The following is a 17951-nucleotide window of genomic DNA, read 5'->3' as shown; positions in this document are numbered from 1 at the left end:
ATGAAAAAACTGTTTTTCCTTCTATTGATTATGTTCCCTGCGCTGGCAATGGCACAGGGACATAAAGGTGAAGTCGACGAGTGTGCTCCGATGAAAAACGGGAAAGTATGCTATCGCGACACTGTCCATGTGAATGATATGAGCCAGGACCAGATATTCGAAGTAATCAATCAATGGGCGAAGAAAAGCTATGCAAAAGATGTATTCCTGTCGAATGTCAACTCCAAGAAGTCGAAAGGGACTATCAATGTTTCTTCCAAAGTCGAGATGCTGTTGAATGACACGGACAAAACGATCATCAAATACAAGATGAAGATCAGCTGCCATGACAACAGTTACTCGGCTGAAGTAAGCAATATCGTTTACCAATACGATCCTCTGAACAATAAGAAGTTCAAAACGTATTCTGCAGAAAGCGTAATCGCCAATAATGGCAAAAGCAATACAGTTGCCTTGATCAAGGACCCGAAGCTGTTCTGCAACGCCACGTTCTTCTTCGTCGAGAACCTGTTCGCCGATATCCTGGATGCAGTAAACGATGCAGAACTGTAGCATGAAAAATTAATTCCATAAGCATGGAACATAAGTTTCATCCGCATGAAACAAAAGTTCCATCGGTATGAAACAAGAATTCCCCTATAGAGAAACGATGGTTTCTTTATAGGGGAATTTCTCATATACTATAATGTAGGAGCCGGGGCATCCTTATCTTTCTCGTCCGGCTTGATGATGTTCTTGACGGTTTCACCGATCGGCAGTTTATCTAATACGCCGAGACTCGGAGCGACCGTCTTCACCAGTTGGTTAAGGAAGTTGCCGGTAGCGCCATTTCCACCATCGAATACAGTAATATTGCCTAGGTTGATATGCTCGAATGCCTTCACCTGTTCGCCTGCGATCTCTTTCCACTGGTCGACCATCTTGTACTGGATCGCAATCGCCGGATTCGATTCGGCAGCTTCGACCATCGCCCGGAAGCCATCGGCTTCGGCCAATAATGACTTCTTCTTACCGTCAGCCTCGGCTTCCAGCTTCATACGGATGGCAGAGGCTTCGGCCTCTGCCTGTGCCAACAGGGCCTTCGCGCGTGCTTCCGCTTCACGGATTGTCTTTTCGGCAACAGCATCGGCTTGCAGGATAGCTTCCTGTTTAGCAACTTCGGCAGGAACGATCTTTTGGGCTTTCAAAGCTGATTCGACCTTTTTTGCCTTTGCTTCTTCCACTTCCTTCTGGGCAATCTCGCGGGCAGCCTGGACAGCGGCTTCCGAACGGGCAGCGGCTTCACCAGCTTTTTTATCGGCATCCGCCTGTGTCACGGCAAGTTCGGAATTAGAAAGTGCGATATCTTTACCGGCTTCATTTCGTCCGATGGCGGCTTTCTTCTCTGCATCGGCCTTTTTGATTTCCATATCGGAGTTCAGTTCGGCAATACGGCTTTCCTTTTCCGTATTGGCCTTCTCGATATTAATATTCTTCTCGGCCTCTGCTTTTGCAACCTGAGACTCCTTTTCGGCATTGGCGATGGCTACCTGAGAGATACGATCCTTATCGGCATTGGCCACCGAGATCTCCTGCTGCTTCTTGGTTTCGGCAATAGCGATATCCTGATCCTTGCGGGTTTCGGCAACTTTTGTTTCACGTTCCTTAATCTGGTTGGCAATTTTGATGGCTCCTAACTTTTCCTGTTCTTCGATGTTGGCCTGCGCCTCGTTCAAGGCTTTGCTTTCGGCTTCTTTACCGAGATTGACGATATAGTTGGCGGCATCACGAATATCACTGATGTTGATATTCATCAGATAAAGACCGAACTTGCGAAGTTCCGTATCGATATTCTCGCGTACCTTGGACAGGAATTTATCACGATCGGAATTCAATTCCTCGATTGTCATATCGGCAATCACCAGACGCATCTGCCCGTAAACGACATCCGTAATCAAGTTTTGTTTGTCTTCAGACTGCAACCCGAGCAAACGTTCGGCTGCGTTCTGCATCACTTCGGGATCGGTACTGATGGCAACCGTAATAGTTGTCGGCACGTCCACGCGGATATTCTGGGCAGACAAGGCGCCGGTCAGTTTACAATCGATCTGCAAAGGTTTCATGGAGAGGAATTCGTATCCTTGAATGATCGGCCATACGAAAGCAGCACCTCCATGATAAAGCTTGGCAGACTTTTCCCCTGAAGTTTTACCATAAACCACCAATACCTCATCACTCTTACATTTCCTGTAACGCGAGAGGATACCGATAAACGAAATGATGACCACTACAACCAATATAGCGACCATGATTAACATTTCCTGTGTCATAATTTTAATAGATTTGTTATTTACTGAATATACATAATTCCCGATTCCACTTTGACGATCGCAGCCCTGTCACCGGTCTGATATTTCCGGTTCTCAAGCGAGCGGACATCCATTTCACGCAAGGCTCCATTAACGGCAATCTGCACAATATAGCGATCCCCATCATGCGCATAGATCGTGCACTCCCTCCCCAACAAAGCTTCCGGTTTCTCCGGCTTATTCTCTTTCTGCAATTGCCAAGCTTTCTTATACAGGAACCAGAGAACAAACACAAAGACAAGTCCTACCAGAATACCGGCCACATAAGACGAGATCTCCGTTCCCTGTGTGATATACATATACCATCCCATACCGATGCAGAAATGCGTCAGTCCCTTAAAAGAAATGACACTGCCGATATCGGCATCCATATCGACATCCGTATCGATTTCACCAAAAAAGATGGAGACAATAAACTGAATCAGAAAGATCGCCGTAGCAACGAGGGCCACCGTAAGGAAGATTGTGCTTGTCATGATCGCCTTAATTTAATTAGGCTGGTAAGATATGAAAAAAATCAGTTTCCTGCAACCGATTTCTTATTTTCAATCACCCTCTTTCAATTGCAAATAACACCACATCGGATAATGGTCGGAATAACGAACCTTGTCGATCGTGCAGTTGATTGGTTTCATGTTGGCGGAATGCAGGATATTGTCGATCCGGAACCAGAAGAAGTTTTCATTGTAAGTAACTCCGACACCACGGCCAGAAGCGGCATAAGCATCTTTCAAAGGTCCCTGGATCGTACGATGGGCATAAGAAATAGGTGTATCGTTGAAGTCACCGCAGACCAATATATAATCGGTATCGATCTTTTTAATTTCCTCGGCAACTGCTCTCGCCTGGCGGGCACGTATCTGGAAGGCCGGCCCCAACTTCTGTTCGATGGAACTTCTCAGGCCGTCGAGCGTTTCGGAATTCAGATTCTTGATAAATGCGGAGTAATGGCTCCGGTCCTCCATCGTCAGCTTGAACGATTCCAGGTGGTTATTGATTAAAGTCAGCTTCTTTCCGTTTATATTCAGTTCATGGATGGACGAGCCGTTGAAAGAGCTCTCATACTTGATCTTACGGGACTTGGAGATCGGGTATTTGGAAAACACGGCTATATTGAATTTGAGCGTACCGGAGGTTCCGATCGGGATAATGGAGCGATACCTATACATCTTCAAGGCATTGGCGATCTTCTGATTCGTCAAAAAGTTCTTGGAAGTACCTACTGCATATTCCTGCAGACATACGATATCCGCACCGGAATTCGCAATATACCGTATGATCGGATTCGGAGAATCTTCCGTATGGCCTTTATAACCGAATCCCATGACATTATAAGTCAAGACTTTCAGTACGTTCTCTTTCGGGATATCGCTCATTCTGTCATGGAAAGGGAAATAACGGGTTACAGGCCCCTTACAGATCAGAAACGAACATAGTCCGACCAATACGAACCGCCACTCCCAAAGGAACAGCCAATAAATAACAAAACAGAGGTTCAAAACGCAGAACACAGGAAATCCCAACCCAAGATAAGAGAAGAGCACACTCCTGTCCGGTGAAATCCTGTCCGAGAAGGCCGAAGCAATGAATAGCAGGATCACTATCACATTGGCAGTACCGACTACAGATTTAAACAGAATCCTGATCGCTTTAAACCGCTCGCTCATTTTTTGCTAGCCTCAAATAGTTTTTTCTTTTCTTCTGCCGAAAGGCTTTCGTAACCGGAACGTTTTAATTTATCCAATATTGCATCCAGATCGACTGTTTCCCGATGTTTACGGGCATTATATTCATAATCGGTCTCCGGACGTTTATAGGTCACACGCATCTTGGGTTTCCTTTTTCCCAGATTCACCACCCAGTCGAGCAGGCGGTTCATAGGGGCTGTCAAATCTTTGCCTTCCTTGATCCGGGCAGCAAACCAAATACCGAACAACGCTCCTCCGATATGGGCGATATGGCCGCCGGCATTCGTCGATGTAATGGCCAGCAAGTCTATCACAAATGTAAACAGGGCCAGATAAATCAGCTTGATCCTTCCGATCAGGAACAGACTGATCTCCAAATCTTTCCGGTAGAAAGAGACGGCAAACACAATGGCCATAACCGAAGCTGACGCACCCATCAAATAACTATAAGCAGCAACTGTACGGAAATAAGGGAATATGTTGTATGCCACAAGAAACAAGACCGCCCCGGCAATACCTCCCAACAGATACAAACCTCCTAATTGCCGCTCACTGAAAAAAGTAAGGAACAAACCGCCAAACCAATATAACCACAGCATATTAAACAGAATATGCAAGAAGTCGAAATGCGTGAACATATAAGTGATGATCGTCCACGGTCGGTACAGAAGCAATTCGGGAGACGAAGGCACCTGTAGATACTGCAAAAACGGGAAACCACTCAGATTGAACAGCATCAGGATCACACTTGTCAACCGTATAATAACAAACAACCCGACATTGATATAAATCAGTTTTGCCAGGATATTACCGGAATTGAAAGTCCGTTTGAGATTAATAAAAATATCGCCCATTGCCTATATCTTTCTTTTTCCAATATCGAACCAGGAAATAACCGAACAACATACCACCCAAATGTGCAAAATGCGCCACCGAATCACCACCGTTGTTAGCAACCCCCATAAACAATTCGGCCAATCCGTAAAAGATCACGAAGTATTTGGCTTTGATAGGAATCGGGATGAACATCAGATACAACGGGACATTCGGGAATAACATGGCAAACGCCAGCAAAATACCGAATACAGAACCCGAAGCACCGATCGTAATCAGATAGTTTAACGAAGGATCCCCTGCAACCAGCTGTGCCAGCGTAACCCCGTTCGCACTTGCGAAAGAATGAACGGAATACAGCCAAACCAGCTCCTGCGTGATACCCGCACCGATACCCGTCACCATGTAAAAGGTCAGGAAGCGCTTCGGTCCCCAGACATTCTCCAGCACACGCCCGAACATATACACACCGAACATATTGAAAAACACGTGCGCAAACGAATGGGTATCATGCATGAACATATAAGTCACAAACTGAAAAGGATAGAAATCCTTCACACCCGGAAAGTGTAGTCCGAATAACTGAACTAAATCAATCCCGACTTTAGGCAAAACAAGGCTCGCTACCCAAAACAACAGGTTGATAATGATAAGGTTTTTCGTAACCATCGGGATGCTGCTCAGGAATCCCGAACTATTTTGATTCATCATATATTTATCAATTTAAGGACAAAGGTATATATATTTTGGTAGTTTTCTGACAAAATAGCACTAAAACATAGTAAATCAATAAAAAAAACTCTTTTTTTCTTTGCGATATATCAAAATAGAATTACATTTGACACCGACTTTTTAGGCTATCACAAAAATTGTTTAATATATTAATTATCAAACCATCATGAACAAAACAGAATTTATCAATGCTGTAGCGGAAAAATCCGGTTTAAGCAAAGTTGATGCAAAGAAAGCTGTAGAAGCTTTTGTTGAAACAGTATCTAGTGAATTAAAAGAAGGCGGCAAAGTAGCCCTTTTAGGTTTTGGTTCTTTCTCTGTTGCTGAAAAAGCTGCACGTAAAGGTGTTAACCCGAAGACTAAACAACCAATCGAAATTCCGGCACGCAAATCAGTTAAATTTAAAGCTGGCGCCGAATTGACAGAAATCATCAAGTAAATTAGTCTCACACTCTCAATAGTAAAAAGGCACTCCACCATCGGAATGCCTTTTTTATTGCATGCCGGTTACTTTATCAAATCATAGTTATCTCTTTCCAACCCACACCAATCTTATGGTTTTTACAAAATAAACCTGTACCTTTGTAGACAAAATAAATCCGAACATATACTAAACGAATATGGTTATCGAACAACAGATTACCGGTGCGATTATTACCGGCATAAAAGAACTGTATGGCGCCGATGTAACGGCCAACCAGGTGCAACTGCAAAAGACAAAAAAAGAGTTCAAAGGACATCTGACTCTGGTAGTTTTTCCCTTCCTCCGCATGTCGAAGAAATCACCGGAACAGACAGCCCAGGAAATTGGCGAATACCTGCTCCGGCATGAACCGGCTGTAGCCGAATTTAATGTAATCAAAGGATTCCTCAACCTGACCATCGCTTGTGCCTGCTGGATCGATTTATTAAACGGGATCAACGGACAGCCGTCATACGGGATCGTTCCCGTAACGGAACAGTCTCCGCTGGTTATGATCGAATATTCTTCCCCCAATACCAACAAGCCGCTCCACCTCGGACACGTACGCAACAACCTGTTGGGTTACAGCCTGTCCGAGATCATGAAGGCAAACGGCAATAAAGTGGTAAAGACGAACATCGTAAACGACCGCGGTATCCATATCTGCAAGTCCATGCTCGCCTGGCAGAAATGGGGCAACGGCGTGACTCCCGAAACGGCCGGCAAGAAAGGCGACCACCTGATCGGTGATTTCTATGTCCTTTTCAGCAATAAACTGAAAGAAGAGACTGCCGCTCTCGAAGCAAAAGGCATGACAAAAGAAGAAGCCGAAGCCGCTTCTCCCCTGATGGCCGAAGCACGCGATATGCTCCGCAAATGGGAAGCCGGCGACAAGGAGGTACGTGCTCTTTGGGAAATGATGAACAACTGGGTGTACGCCGGATTCGACGAGACATACAAAATGATGGGCGTAAACTTCGATAAGATCTATTACGAATCACAGACCTACCTGGAAGGTAAGGGCAAAGTGCTGGAAGGACTCGACAAGGGCATTTTCTACCGCCGTGAAGACGGTTCCGTATGGGCTGACCTGACAAAAGACGGCCTGGATGAAAAACTGCTGCTCCGTGCCGACGGCACTTCCGTCTACATGACACAGGATATCGGAACTGCCAAATTGCGTTTCGACGACTATCCTATCAACAAAATGATCTATGTGGTAGGAAACGAACAGAACTACCATTTTCAGGTATTGTCCATCCTGTTGGATAAATTAGGTTTCGAATTCGGCAAAGGCCTTGTACATTTCTCTTACGGCATGGTCGAACTGCCGGAAGGCAAGATGAAAAGCCGCGAAGGAACGGTTGTCGATGCCGACGACCTGATGGAAGAGATGGTGGGTACAGCCCGCGAAATCTCGCAGGAGTTGGGCAAAATGGACGAGATGACACCGGAAGAAGCCGAAAACATTGCCCGCATGGTCGGCCTCGGTTCCTTGAAATATTTCATTCTGAAAGTGGATCCGCGCAAGAACATGACCTTCAACCCGAAAGAATCGATCGACTTCAACGGTAATACCGGTCCGTTCATCCAATACACCTACGCCCGCATCCGTTCCGTTTTGCGTAAAGCAGCCGAGCAGGGCATCGTTTTACCGGAACAACTACCGACAACGACTACTATCTCCGAAAAGGAAGAAAACCTGATCCAGATGATAGCCGACTACGCTTCCGTCGTTCGCGAAGCAGGAAAGGAATACAGCCCCGCCCTCATCGCCAACTACACGTACGACCTGGTAAAAGAATACAACCAGTTCTATCACGATTTCTCTATCCTCCGCGAAGAGAATGAAGAAGTGAAGGAGTTCCGCCTTGTCCTCTCCGCCAACGTAGCCAAGATTGTCAAATCGGCCATGTCGTTATTGGGGATCGAGGTTCCGGAAAGAATGTAATAATAAGCAAAGATCATGATCAAAAGCCTATACAGAAAGCTGCTGAGTGAGAAACAACGGATCGCTCTTCATTATGCCCTTTATAAAATAGAGGCCGCATTTTTGAAGGGCGACCGATATGAATGCTGTTGTTGCGGCAAATCATCCCGCCGCTTCCTTTCGCATGGCGACAAAGGGCCACGCAAAAATATCAAATGCCTGCATTGCCTATCATTGGAACGAACCCGGATATTGTGTATGTATCTCCGGAACGAAATACTCGACAAGACGGAAAGACCGATAAGTATCCTCCATTTTGCCCCGGTCAAAGGGTTGAAAGATTTCCTGAAGAGTTCTCCTCATGTCTCGGTCTATCACGATGCCGACATCAATCCGAACGTAGCGACCTACCAGTGCGACATCACACAGATGCCATACGCCGACAACACATTCGACTTGATTATTTGTTCGCACGTGCTCTATTGCGTACCGGAAGATGAAAAAGGAATGCAGGAGATCCACCGCGTCTTGAAACCCGGAGGAAGGGCATTACTTGTCGACACATGGCTGGACGGTCCGACACAGGATTTGAGTCAATTGCCCGCCTCAGAAAGGAAAGCTATATCGGGAGATGCTACTTCTTGTAGGCTGTATGGACGGAAAGATATCCTTGAGACCTTGCACAGTTATGGTTTGGATGGCCGGATCATCGACTACACCAAACAACTTTCTTCTGAATTCATCGAAAAACAATCTCTTCACGATGCGTTCGATTCCGAAATTCTCGATTGCACGAAATGCTCCTGAGCGAGGCATATCCTAATACCCAAAATGGCGGAAACCATTCGTAAGCCGCCATACACTAATCGTTCCACATCTGTGAAAAGACGAGGAGGAGGTGAATTCTAAGTCCTTTCCAAACAATATCTCTCAAATCTTACCCAAGTTTACGAACATTAACGTATCCTTGGGTAAGTTCGTATATAGACATAACAACTCTTCAGAAGTGTATAGCTACTTCCTAAACCTAAGATGTTTTCGAAGTTAAGGACCTTTTTTATTATACGGCTAATGTTACAAATGGAGTCTGCCTTCGTATCACAGCAAAAGATCTTGCTATGATTTTGGCTCTTACTGCATTGATTACAGATGCTTTATGTTTCCCCTCCGCTATTTTCCTTTTATAATATGCTTTCATCTGCGGATCCCAAGATATGGCAGTAATAGCTGCTCGGGTAAGGTATACTTTTACTTCTTTGTTAGCCAATGAAGAAGTCTGCGTTTTTCCCCGTATGGAAATACCTGAAGTATGTTCAAATGGGGCAACCCCACAATAGCAGGCAAATTTCCTCGGGGTGTCAAATCTTTGAAAATTGTCAGTAACACACAGTAATACAATGGCATTGATAATTCCTATTCCTTTTATACTTCTTAATAGCAAGTAGTTTGTGTAAAGCGATGTACTGGCGGCTATTAGTTGCTCCATATCTTCTTCCACTTCCAGGATCTTTTCTTTTATCGACTTGAGCTGCTCTTCCAAAAAAGAAATGGATTCTGTCACATCAGCCAACTTAGCCATCTGGGAGAATGTTTCCAATAACTTTATGCTTGATACTTTTTGCTTGACCAAATTGTCACATATAATAATCCATCCCCGCAGTCTCACCAAGTCTTTGTTAGGTAATTTGTATAACTCTAGTTTTCGATAATGTAATACCGCATAGTTCGCTATCCTTTTGGCGTCAATGCGGTCATTTTTGCCTCGTTGTAGGCCCATGGACTTCTTGATGGTCAACGGGCAAACCAAAGCCAGGGAAAATCCCATGGAGACACTGGAAACAGATAACTCTGTGACATAGCTTCCCATGTTTTCAGCACAGAACAAGAGTTTGGATAAAGAGAGATGATAACCTGCTATCCAATCCAATAAAGATTGGATCCCTTCTGGAGTGTTATCAAAAGACTTGTGAGACAACTCTTTTTCGGCCGCAGACATTAATGATGCATCGAAAGTTTTTTTTCCTACATCAAGACCTACAAAATGAGAATAATTCATAATTTTGTATTTTACAGTATTAAACATGAAGGAGAAACAGCTAATACATTTATTAGGTCGTGAACCTACAATTCTAACTGGCTAGGTTCTCCTATTAAGAGAGTTGCAGTCTGATTCAGCCTATAGTCATTTAAGACTAGTGTCAAAGTTAGTTCACTGCAACTCTTCTTTTCAAATATACACTTATATTTTATTGTGATATTTAATACTGCAAATGTAAATGTGTCAAAATCTCCTCCTCAATTTGCTTAGCTTATGCTTATTTCTTACGGGCAACTCTCTTCTTTGTCGCCGGCTTTTCACCCGCTTCCGCTATGATCTTCTTACAATCTTCCAGTGTCAGGGAAGCCGGGTCGGTTATCGTCTTCGGAATACGATAGTTCGCTTTCTGATAAGAGATATAAGGACCAAAACGACCTTTCAGGATTTCCATCTCCGGATCTTCCTCAAACTTCTTGATAAACCGTTGTTCGTCTTTTTCCCTTTTACCATCGATCAGGGCGATTGCTTCCTCAGCCGTGATCGTAAGCGGATTCAAATCTTTCGGAATAGAAACGAATTTACCATCATGACGGATAAACGGCCCGAAACGACCGACGGCAGCCACCATCACCTTACCTTCATATTCACCGACCGTACGAGGAAGGTCGAAGAGTTTCAAAGCCTCTTCCAATGTAATCGTATCGATGGACAGGCCTTTCATCAGAGAGGCAAACTGAGGTTTCGGCGCCTCTTTGTCGTCAGCATGGGCCACTCCGATCTGAACGACAGGACCGTAACGTCCGATCTTCACAAACACCGGATTTCCGCTCTTCGGATCGATACCAAGTTGACGTTCCCCTACTTTATGTTCGGTCTTAACGGCAGCCGTAGCCTCTACGATCGGATGGAAAATCTTATAGAATTTATCGATAGCTTTTGTCCAGACCAGTTCTCCTTCCGCAACCGAGTCGAATTCCTTTTCTACGCTGGCCGTAAAGTTGTAATCCAAGACATCCGGGAAATACTCCATAAGAAAGTCGTTTACTACCGTACCGATGTCGGTCGGCATCAGTTTATTGCGGTCGGCCCCGACCATCTCAGTCTTCTCCGTCTCCTTGATCTTTCCCTTGGACAGCGAAATAATCGTGTAAGTACGTTCCACGCCTTCCTTATCTCCTTTCACCACATATTCGCGGTTCTGGATCGTCTGAATAGTCGGTGCATAGGTGGACGGACGTCCAATACCCAGTTCCTCCAAACGGCGAACCAGGCTGGCTTCCGTATAGCGCGGAGGCCGTTGCGTGAAACGTTCTGTTGCCACGATATCTTTCAACGACAGGACTTCATGAAGTTTTACCGGAGGAAGCAAGCCGTTTTCCTGTTCCTTCTCCACTTCGTCGTCGTTACTTTCCATATAAGCCTGAAGGAAACCTTCGAAACTGATTACTTCGCCGACAGCGACAAAACGTTCCGTCTGCCCGCTAATACCGACCGAAATAGTCGTGCGCTCCAATTCGGCATCCGCCATCTGGCAAGCGATCGTACGTTTACGGATCAGTTCATACAGCTTCTTTTCCTGCGAAGAGCTTCCTGCCTCCACATTACTGATATAGGTCGGACGAATCGCCTCATGCGCTTCCTGTGCTCCCTTGCTTTTGGTATGATATTGGCGGAACTTATAATATTTCTCACCGTATGTTTCAAAAATAGCCTCTTTCGCCGTACCCAATGCCAGATCACTCAAGTTCACGGAGTCGGTACGCATATAAGTGATCAATCCTGATTCATATAAACGTTGTGCGATCATCATCGTCTGCGACACGGAGTATCCTAACTTACGAGCCGCTTCCTGCTGCAAAGTGGAAGTCGTAAAAGGAGGAGCTGGCGATTTCTTTACCGGCTTCGTCGTGATATCGTCAATCGTAAACGAAGCATTCTTACAGGATTCCAAAAAGGCTTCCACCTCTTTCTTATCCTTTAAACGGCGATTCAACTCGGCTTTCAACACCGTCGTTCCATCAGGCAGGATGAAATTTGCAATCACCCGGAAAGCCGCCTCACTCACAAATTCATTGATCTCCCGCTCCCGCTCCACAATCAGACGAACAGCCACCGATTGTACGCGCCCGGCCGATAAAGCCGGCTTTACCTTACGCCATAAAATCGGCGAAAGTTCGAATCCCACGATACGGTCCAACACACGGCGTGCCTGTTGGGCGTTCACCAAATTAATATTGATATCGCGTGGGGTTTCAATAGCATGCAGAATGGCATTCTTAGTAATTTCATGAAAGACGATACGTTTGGTATTTTCGGGTTTCAGTCCCAACACTTCATACAGATGCCAGGATATTGCTTCTCCCTCGCGGTCCTCATCAGAAGCGAGCCATACCTGTTCGGCTGACTTGGCTTCGGATTTTAGTTCGCTGACCAGCTTCTTTTTGTCGGCCGGAATCACATACTGCGGAGTATAGTCATGTTCGATGTCAATACTAAACTCTTTCGTCTTCAGATCGCGGATATGACCATAGCTCGACATAACCTTATAATCTTTTCCGAGGAACTTTTCAATGGTTTTTGCCTTAGCGGGTGACTCCACTATTACCAGATTCTTTTGCATAATAACGTCTTATCTTTTTGAAATCGGATGCAAACTTACACAAAATCTATGATTTATGATTTATCATTTATGATTTATGATTTAAATTTGCACTTTATCTGCCCAAATCGGCATCTATAATTCATAAATTATAAATCATAAATCTCGAGATGGAAACTATTAAACAACTCATTACCGACGGTAAAACAGATGAAGCAATCCGTTTGTTGGACGAATACATAGAAAAAAACGCATCTTCCGATGAAGCGTATTATTTACGTGGCAATGCCTATCGCAAAAAAGGGGATATCCGGCAGGCCCTGAACAACTATCTTACAGCGATGGATCTGAACCCCGACAGCCCCGCACAAATCGCCCACGATCAACTGATTTCAATCATGAACTTCTACAACAAAGACATGTTCAACCAATAAGAAAGGCCGCATCTATCACAGACACAGCCTTTCGATGTTAAATCAAAACTATTATGAATAAAAAAAATTTACTTCAATAAAGAGCAGGGACAAAGATTATCTTTCTCAATATCTTTGAAATAGTTATATGTACCGACTTTAAGATCTGCGCAGGCAGCTTCATCGGCAACAATAATTCCCTTCGGATGCATCTGTAAAGCTGTGATAGTCCACATCTGGTTTACCGCACCTTCAACAGCCTGCTGCAAAGCACGAGCTTTGTTGTGACCGTTCACCATGATCAGCACCTCTTTTGCATCCAACACCGTAGCAACACCGACCGTAACGGAAGTCTTCGGAACTTTGTTGACATCGTTGTCGAAGAAACGGGAATTAGCGATGATCGTATCAGTTGTCAAAGACTTTACACGGGTACGGGAAGATAAAGAAGAACCCGGCTCGTTGAAAGCGATATGTCCGTCAGGACCGATACCGCCCAGGAACAGATCCACGCCACCGGCAGCTTTCATCTTTTCTTCGTAAGCAGCACATTCGGCTTCCAGATCTTCTGCGTTTCCATTCAGAATATTCACATTCTCCGGCTTGATGTCGATATGGCTGAAAAAGTTATTCCACATGAAAGAATGATAGCTTTCAGGATGATCTTCCGGCAAACCTACATATTCGTCCATGTTGAAAGTGATGATATTCTGGAAAGAGATCACACCCTGTTTGTTCAGTTCGATCAGATTTTTGTACATGCCCAAAGGAGATGAGCCGGTAGGCAAGCCCAATACAAATGGTTTCTCTGCCGTAGGATTCGCTTTCTTAATCTTAGCAGCGACATAATTAGCAGCCCACTTTGATAGTTGCTCGTAATTAGGTTCAATAATTAGTCTCATACGTTTACGTTTAATTTAATTCTTTCGTGCCTAAAGGTAACACCTTTATTCTATCTAACCAAGAATTTTCCATTTTCAATTCTCTATTTTCAATTTTCTGGCCATTTCTTCTCCCAAAGCCCAACATTCTTCATACTTATCTGCCTTCAGAGCTTGTTTCTGCTCAACCGGAGCCCCTACAACTTCCCATTTCATCTTCTCACCGAATGCCGCTAAGTTTTTCACCGCAGCTCCCGCCCAGGTGAAAGAGCCGAAATAACCGTAAAGACGATGTTTCACTTCACGTGTTTCGATCTTATCCAGAATTGATTCGATTTCCGGGAACAGGCGGTTACTGTAAGTCGGACTACCGATTATCAATCCCTTATATTTGAAAATATCTTTCAAGACATAAGATGCAGGGCTCTTGCTCACATTGTGCATGACGATATTCTTCACCCCGTTCGCGGCCAAAGAAGCGGCAATCGCTTCTGCCATCTGTTCAGTATTGCCATACATGCTACCGTACACGATTGTCGCACCTTCTTCACCTTCATAACGGCTCATACGGTCATAAATATCGATCGCCTTCGCTGCATATTCGCGCCAAACCGGGCCGTGAGTCGAACAAATCGTCCGGATATCCAAAGCCGACAACTTCTGCAAAGCACGCTGTACCGGATTTCCATATTTACCGACGATATTGGAATAATAACGGAGCATTTCCTCCCAATAATGTTCCACATTCATTTCAGAGTCGATCACACCGCCATCCAACGTTCCGTAAGTACCGAAGGCATCGGCAGAGAACAGGATTTTATCAGTCGAATCGTAAGTGACCATTACTTCCGGCCAGTGTACCATCGGAGCCATATAGAAAGACAGTTGGTGACGTCCCACGCTCAGAGTGTCTCCTTCCTTCACTTCATACAATCCCGTCGAAATACCATGATACCCATTCAACATACCGAAAGTCTGCTTATTTCCGACGATCTGGACATCCGGATACTGCTGGCGCAACAAACGGATACTGCCCGCATGATCCGGTTCCATGTGGTTCACTATCAAAAAATCCAAAGGACGCCCGTCGAGAGCATCCGCTATTTTTTTCAGGAAAATATCGGAATAACACACATCCACCGTATCGACCAGAACCGTTTTTTCGTCCACGATCAGATAGGAATTATAAGATACACCGTAAGGCAAAGGCCACATATTCTCAAAGAGAGCTTTTTGCCGGTCATTTACCCCTACATAGTAAACTTTATCTGCTATTTCTTTTAACTTATACACGTTGACAATGAATAATTAAAAATTAATAATTAAAGAATCAATTCTTCTTCATTTCTTTTCCAAGCCGCATGGCACGCCATACGAAATAGACACCGACCAAGATGAACGGAATACTGAGCCATTGCCCCATATTCAGCATCATATCAGCCTCGAACTCTTCCTGGTTATTTTTCAAAAACTCAATGAAGAAGCGCGAACCGAATACGCAAATCATAAATACGCCGAAGATAAGTCCCTCCTTCTTCCAGGCATCTTTTTTGAAGTAGAGCCACATACAAATAGCGAAAGTCACCAAATAGCTGGCGGCTTCATAGAGCTGTGTTGGATGGCTGGGAACGGTAAAAACGGGAGCTGCTCCTCTTTTCCAAGCATGCAGGTTTTCAATAAAACGAAATCCCCAAGGCAGATCTGTCGGATGTCCATATATTTCATGATTCATCAAGTTTCCTAAACGAATCATGGCAGCCACAAGGCCGGTAGGAACCACCAGTTTGTCGAATGCCCAAAGCATGCTCCGATGGCTCACCCGTTTAGAGTAAAAATAGATGGCGATGATTATACCCAACGTTCCCCCATGACTGGCAAGTCCTCCCTCCCAAACTTTCAGAATTTCGAGCGGATTCGCCAGATAATAATCCGGAGCATAAAACAGACAATGCCCCAAACGGGCACCGATCACTGTCCCCAACATCGTATAAATCAGCAGGGAGTCTATCCATGCAGGATTGAGTTTCTCTCTTTTCCACATCTTTTCCACGATCTTGTAACCGATCAGGAAACCGATGGCAAACGCCAGTCCATACCAGCGTATCTCACGCGAACCAATGGAAAAGATGGCGGGATCAGCCGTCCAGGTAATAAAATCAAGCATAATCTTTATCAATTAACAATTGACAACAGACAATTGACAATTTGTACAACCGGATCCCCCTAATTGTCAATTGTCAATTATCCATTGTCAATTCATTTAAACCAGTTTCTTTATTAAGTCTTCTCTTTCGCCATAAAGCATATCGATCACCGGCAATTCGATCATCGTGTAGGCACCGGGCTGTTGTTTGAAACTTGCACGTGCAACACAAACCAGTATCTGGGCAGTAAGAGCCGGGTTGTTGATCTTCATGTCGAATTCGATCAACTGGTTCTGCGTTTTACCGGAAACACCTTTACGAACAAGGTTCACGCCATGTCCCATATCTTTCAGGTCATCCACACAGTCAACCTGGATCACATGCGTTTCGTCATGCACGAAATAGTCGTCCGCCTTGATGGCAGCAGCTACTTTATCGAAATCATATCCTTCTTCCACTTCGATATAAACCATACGGCGATGGACGCCTGTCCCCATCGGGATTGTCATAGACAAGGCAGCCTTAACACCTTCGATGGCTTTCACAGCAACAGTATGCCCCATACTCATACCCGGTCCGAAATTCGTATATGTAATTCCTTTCGGAACGATCGCCTGCAACAAAGCACGAACGATAGAGTCGCTTCCCGGGTCCCATCCGGCAGAGATGACAGCAACGGTATTATGAGCTTTCGCTACAGCATCGAGCGAACAGCGCAAATCAACAATACCTCCGTGGATATCGAAACTATCCACCGTATTGATGCCTAGAGAAAGTATTTCTTTGGCGTAAGTCTCTACGCTACGTGTCGGAGTTGCCAGAACAGCTACATCTACTTTATCCAACTTCGTGATAGTATCAGTGACGGTATATCCTTTCAATTCATCCGGAATATCATTCGGATTACGACGTACAACACCAGCTACTTCAAAATCGGGAGCAGCTTCCAGGGCTTCCAATACATACTTTCCAATATTGCCATATCCAACAATGGCAGCTCTAATCTTTTTCATACTTTAGTTTTTACTTTTTCTTCAGCCACAAAAGTAGTTATAATTAGGGGATTGACAAAAGAGGGGTATGTTGTTTTTGTTTAAAATAAAAAGAGGTACCCTCATCCTATGTCATATGTGATGTTTTTATTATCTTGCTTCCTAAAACAAAAAAAGGGAATGACAAACAACAAACTCATATACATCGAAGACGATCAAATCTTAGGGAATTTGATCACACAAGCCTTGGCAGAAAACGGATTTGAAGTAGATTTCAGGACAACATTAAATGGGCTTCAAGACAGTTTGGCTTCCCTGCTGCCGGATTTGCTGATATTGGATATTAAAGTAAACAATCAAAACTGCCTCGACATCCTTCCAGCTATCCGCTCACAATACCCGCAACTCCCAGTTATCATAGCCTCTTCGCATACCGACGGGACAGAGATCATCCGGAGCTACGACACAGGAGCCAACCACTACATCAAAAAACCGTATGACATTACGGAATTGATATTCCAGATTCGAAAACTATTGCAACAGCCCGAAAAACAGACGATAGCGATGTGGACGATCGATACTTATCAGGTAGACACGACCAAACATCTTTTGATTTGTCCGGATAAAAAGATTGAAAAACTATCTCCGAAAGAATTTCTGGTTCTACAAAAGCTATACTCCAATAAAAAACAGGTAGTCACACGCAAACAACTGCTCGAAGAAATATGGGGAAACGATTTGAGCGAAGAAAGCCTGAATAATATTATCTCACAACTCCGCAAAAAATTCACGCAAGATAAATGCATCAGCATCCAAACATATCCATGCATCGGATATCAACTGGATTTCTGACGGACAATCCAACCGGGAGAAACCGAATCTGATTCAG

At 44.5% G+C, this 17951-nt stretch carries 17 protein-coding genes; 6 read left to right on the top strand and 11 right to left on the bottom strand.

From position 1 onward, the window contains the following. Positions 1-552, top strand: coding sequence for a DUF4468 domain-containing protein (locus NQ564_RS18345; protein WP_008152727.1), 552 nt, complete (start codon positions 1-3; stop codon positions 550-552). 128 nt (positions 553-680) lie between these two features. Here NQ564_RS18345 and NQ564_RS18340 read toward each other — a convergent pair whose 3' ends face one another. The 5 genes from NQ564_RS18340 to NQ564_RS18320 form a co-directional block, all read right to left on the bottom strand. After that, positions 681-2309: a flotillin family protein gene (locus NQ564_RS18340; protein WP_008152728.1), complete on the bottom strand. Its 1629-nt coding sequence runs from the start codon at positions 2307-2309 to the stop codon at positions 681-683. 20 nt (positions 2310-2329) lie between these two features. Further along, complete coding sequence (locus NQ564_RS18335) at positions 2330-2824, bottom strand: hypothetical protein (protein ID WP_008152729.1); 495 nt, start codon at positions 2822-2824, stop codon at positions 2330-2332. A 69-nt stretch (positions 2825-2893) separates the two neighbouring features. After that, positions 2894-4015 carry an endonuclease/exonuclease/phosphatase family protein gene (locus tag NQ564_RS18330; RefSeq protein WP_008152730.1) on the bottom strand — a complete coding sequence of 374 codons (1122 nt, stop codon included), beginning with the start codon at positions 4013-4015 and terminating at the stop codon, positions 2894-2896. Continuing rightward, the gene (locus NQ564_RS18325; RefSeq protein WP_008152731.1) at positions 4012-4890 is read right to left on the bottom strand and encodes a rhomboid family intramembrane serine protease; all 879 of its coding nucleotides are present in this window, start codon (positions 4888-4890) and stop codon (positions 4012-4014) included. Before NQ564_RS18325 ends, NQ564_RS18330 begins: the two co-directional genes overlap by 4 nt. Further along, complete coding sequence (locus NQ564_RS18320) at positions 4871-5581, bottom strand: rhomboid family intramembrane serine protease (RefSeq protein ID WP_008152732.1); 711 nt, start codon at positions 5579-5581, stop codon at positions 4871-4873. The genes NQ564_RS18325 and NQ564_RS18320 overlap by 20 nt, the downstream gene beginning before the upstream one ends. Before the next feature lie 187 nt (positions 5582-5768). On the opposite strand from NQ564_RS18320, the gene NQ564_RS18315 reads away from it, so the two are divergent. The 3 genes from NQ564_RS18315 to NQ564_RS18305 all read left to right on the top strand — a co-directional run bounded on the left by NQ564_RS18315 (position 5769) and on the right by NQ564_RS18305 (position 8802). After that, a complete protein-coding gene (locus NQ564_RS18315; RefSeq protein ID WP_008154292.1) occupies positions 5769-6041 on the top strand; it encodes an HU family DNA-binding protein in 273 nt (90 codons plus the stop codon). Positions 6042-6222: 181 nt separating this feature from the next. Then, a complete protein-coding gene (argS, locus tag NQ564_RS18310; protein WP_008152736.1) occupies positions 6223-8016 on the top strand; it encodes an arginine--tRNA ligase in 1794 nt (597 codons plus the stop codon). Between the two features lie 15 nt (positions 8017-8031). Continuing rightward, positions 8032-8802, top strand: a complete 771-nt coding sequence (locus NQ564_RS18305) for a class I SAM-dependent methyltransferase (protein WP_129650342.1) — start codon at positions 8032-8034, stop codon at positions 8800-8802. Between the two features lie 253 nt (positions 8803-9055). Here NQ564_RS18305 and NQ564_RS18300 read toward each other — a convergent pair whose 3' ends face one another. Together NQ564_RS18300 and topA are read right to left on the bottom strand one after the other, a co-directional pair. After that, positions 9056-10051 carry an IS110 family RNA-guided transposase gene (locus NQ564_RS18300; RefSeq protein WP_227963190.1) on the bottom strand — a complete coding sequence of 332 codons (996 nt, stop codon included), beginning with the start codon at positions 10049-10051 and terminating at the stop codon, positions 9056-9058. Between the two features lie 259 nt (positions 10052-10310). Further along, entirely contained in the window at positions 10311-12653 is a 2343-nt protein-coding gene (gene topA, locus NQ564_RS18295; RefSeq protein WP_129650340.1) for a type I DNA topoisomerase, read from the bottom strand. 149 nt (positions 12654-12802) lie between these two features. Between topA and NQ564_RS18290 the strand changes: the two genes are divergently transcribed. Further along, positions 12803-13066, top strand: coding sequence for a tetratricopeptide repeat protein (locus NQ564_RS18290; protein WP_008152745.1), 264 nt, complete (start codon positions 12803-12805; stop codon positions 13064-13066). 68 nt (positions 13067-13134) lie between these two features. On the opposite strand, the gene nagB is transcribed toward NQ564_RS18290, so the two are convergent. The 4 genes from nagB to NQ564_RS18270 form a co-directional block, all read right to left on the bottom strand. Beyond that, complete coding sequence (nagB, locus tag NQ564_RS18285) at positions 13135-13947, bottom strand: glucosamine-6-phosphate deaminase (RefSeq protein ID WP_008152747.1); 813 nt, start codon at positions 13945-13947, stop codon at positions 13135-13137. A gap of 75 nt (positions 13948-14022) precedes the next feature. Continuing rightward, complete coding sequence (locus NQ564_RS18280) at positions 14023-15219, bottom strand: FprA family A-type flavoprotein (RefSeq protein ID WP_008152748.1); 1197 nt, start codon at positions 15217-15219, stop codon at positions 14023-14025. A 37-nt stretch (positions 15220-15256) separates the two neighbouring features. After that, positions 15257-16090 (bottom strand): prolipoprotein diacylglyceryl transferase, encoded by an 834-nt coding sequence (gene lgt, locus NQ564_RS18275; RefSeq protein WP_008152750.1) that lies wholly within the window; start codon positions 16088-16090, stop codon positions 15257-15259. 96 nt (positions 16091-16186) lie between these two features. Further along, positions 16187-17083, bottom strand: a complete 897-nt coding sequence (locus NQ564_RS18270) for a diaminopimelate dehydrogenase (RefSeq protein ID WP_008152751.1) — start codon at positions 17081-17083, stop codon at positions 16187-16189. A gap of 159 nt (positions 17084-17242) precedes the next feature. On the opposite strand from NQ564_RS18270, the gene NQ564_RS18265 reads away from it, so the two are divergent. Further along, positions 17243-17914, top strand: a complete 672-nt coding sequence (locus NQ564_RS18265) for a response regulator transcription factor (protein WP_039848441.1) — start codon at positions 17243-17245, stop codon at positions 17912-17914. Positions 17915-17951: the final 37 nt, after the last annotated feature.

It is taken from the genome of Parabacteroides johnsonii DSM 18315, from assembly GCF_025151045.1.
GTDB classification, from domain to species: domain Bacteria; phylum Bacteroidota; class Bacteroidia; order Bacteroidales; family Tannerellaceae; genus Parabacteroides; species Parabacteroides johnsonii.
This window is presented reverse-complemented; position numbering and strand designations above follow the sequence as displayed.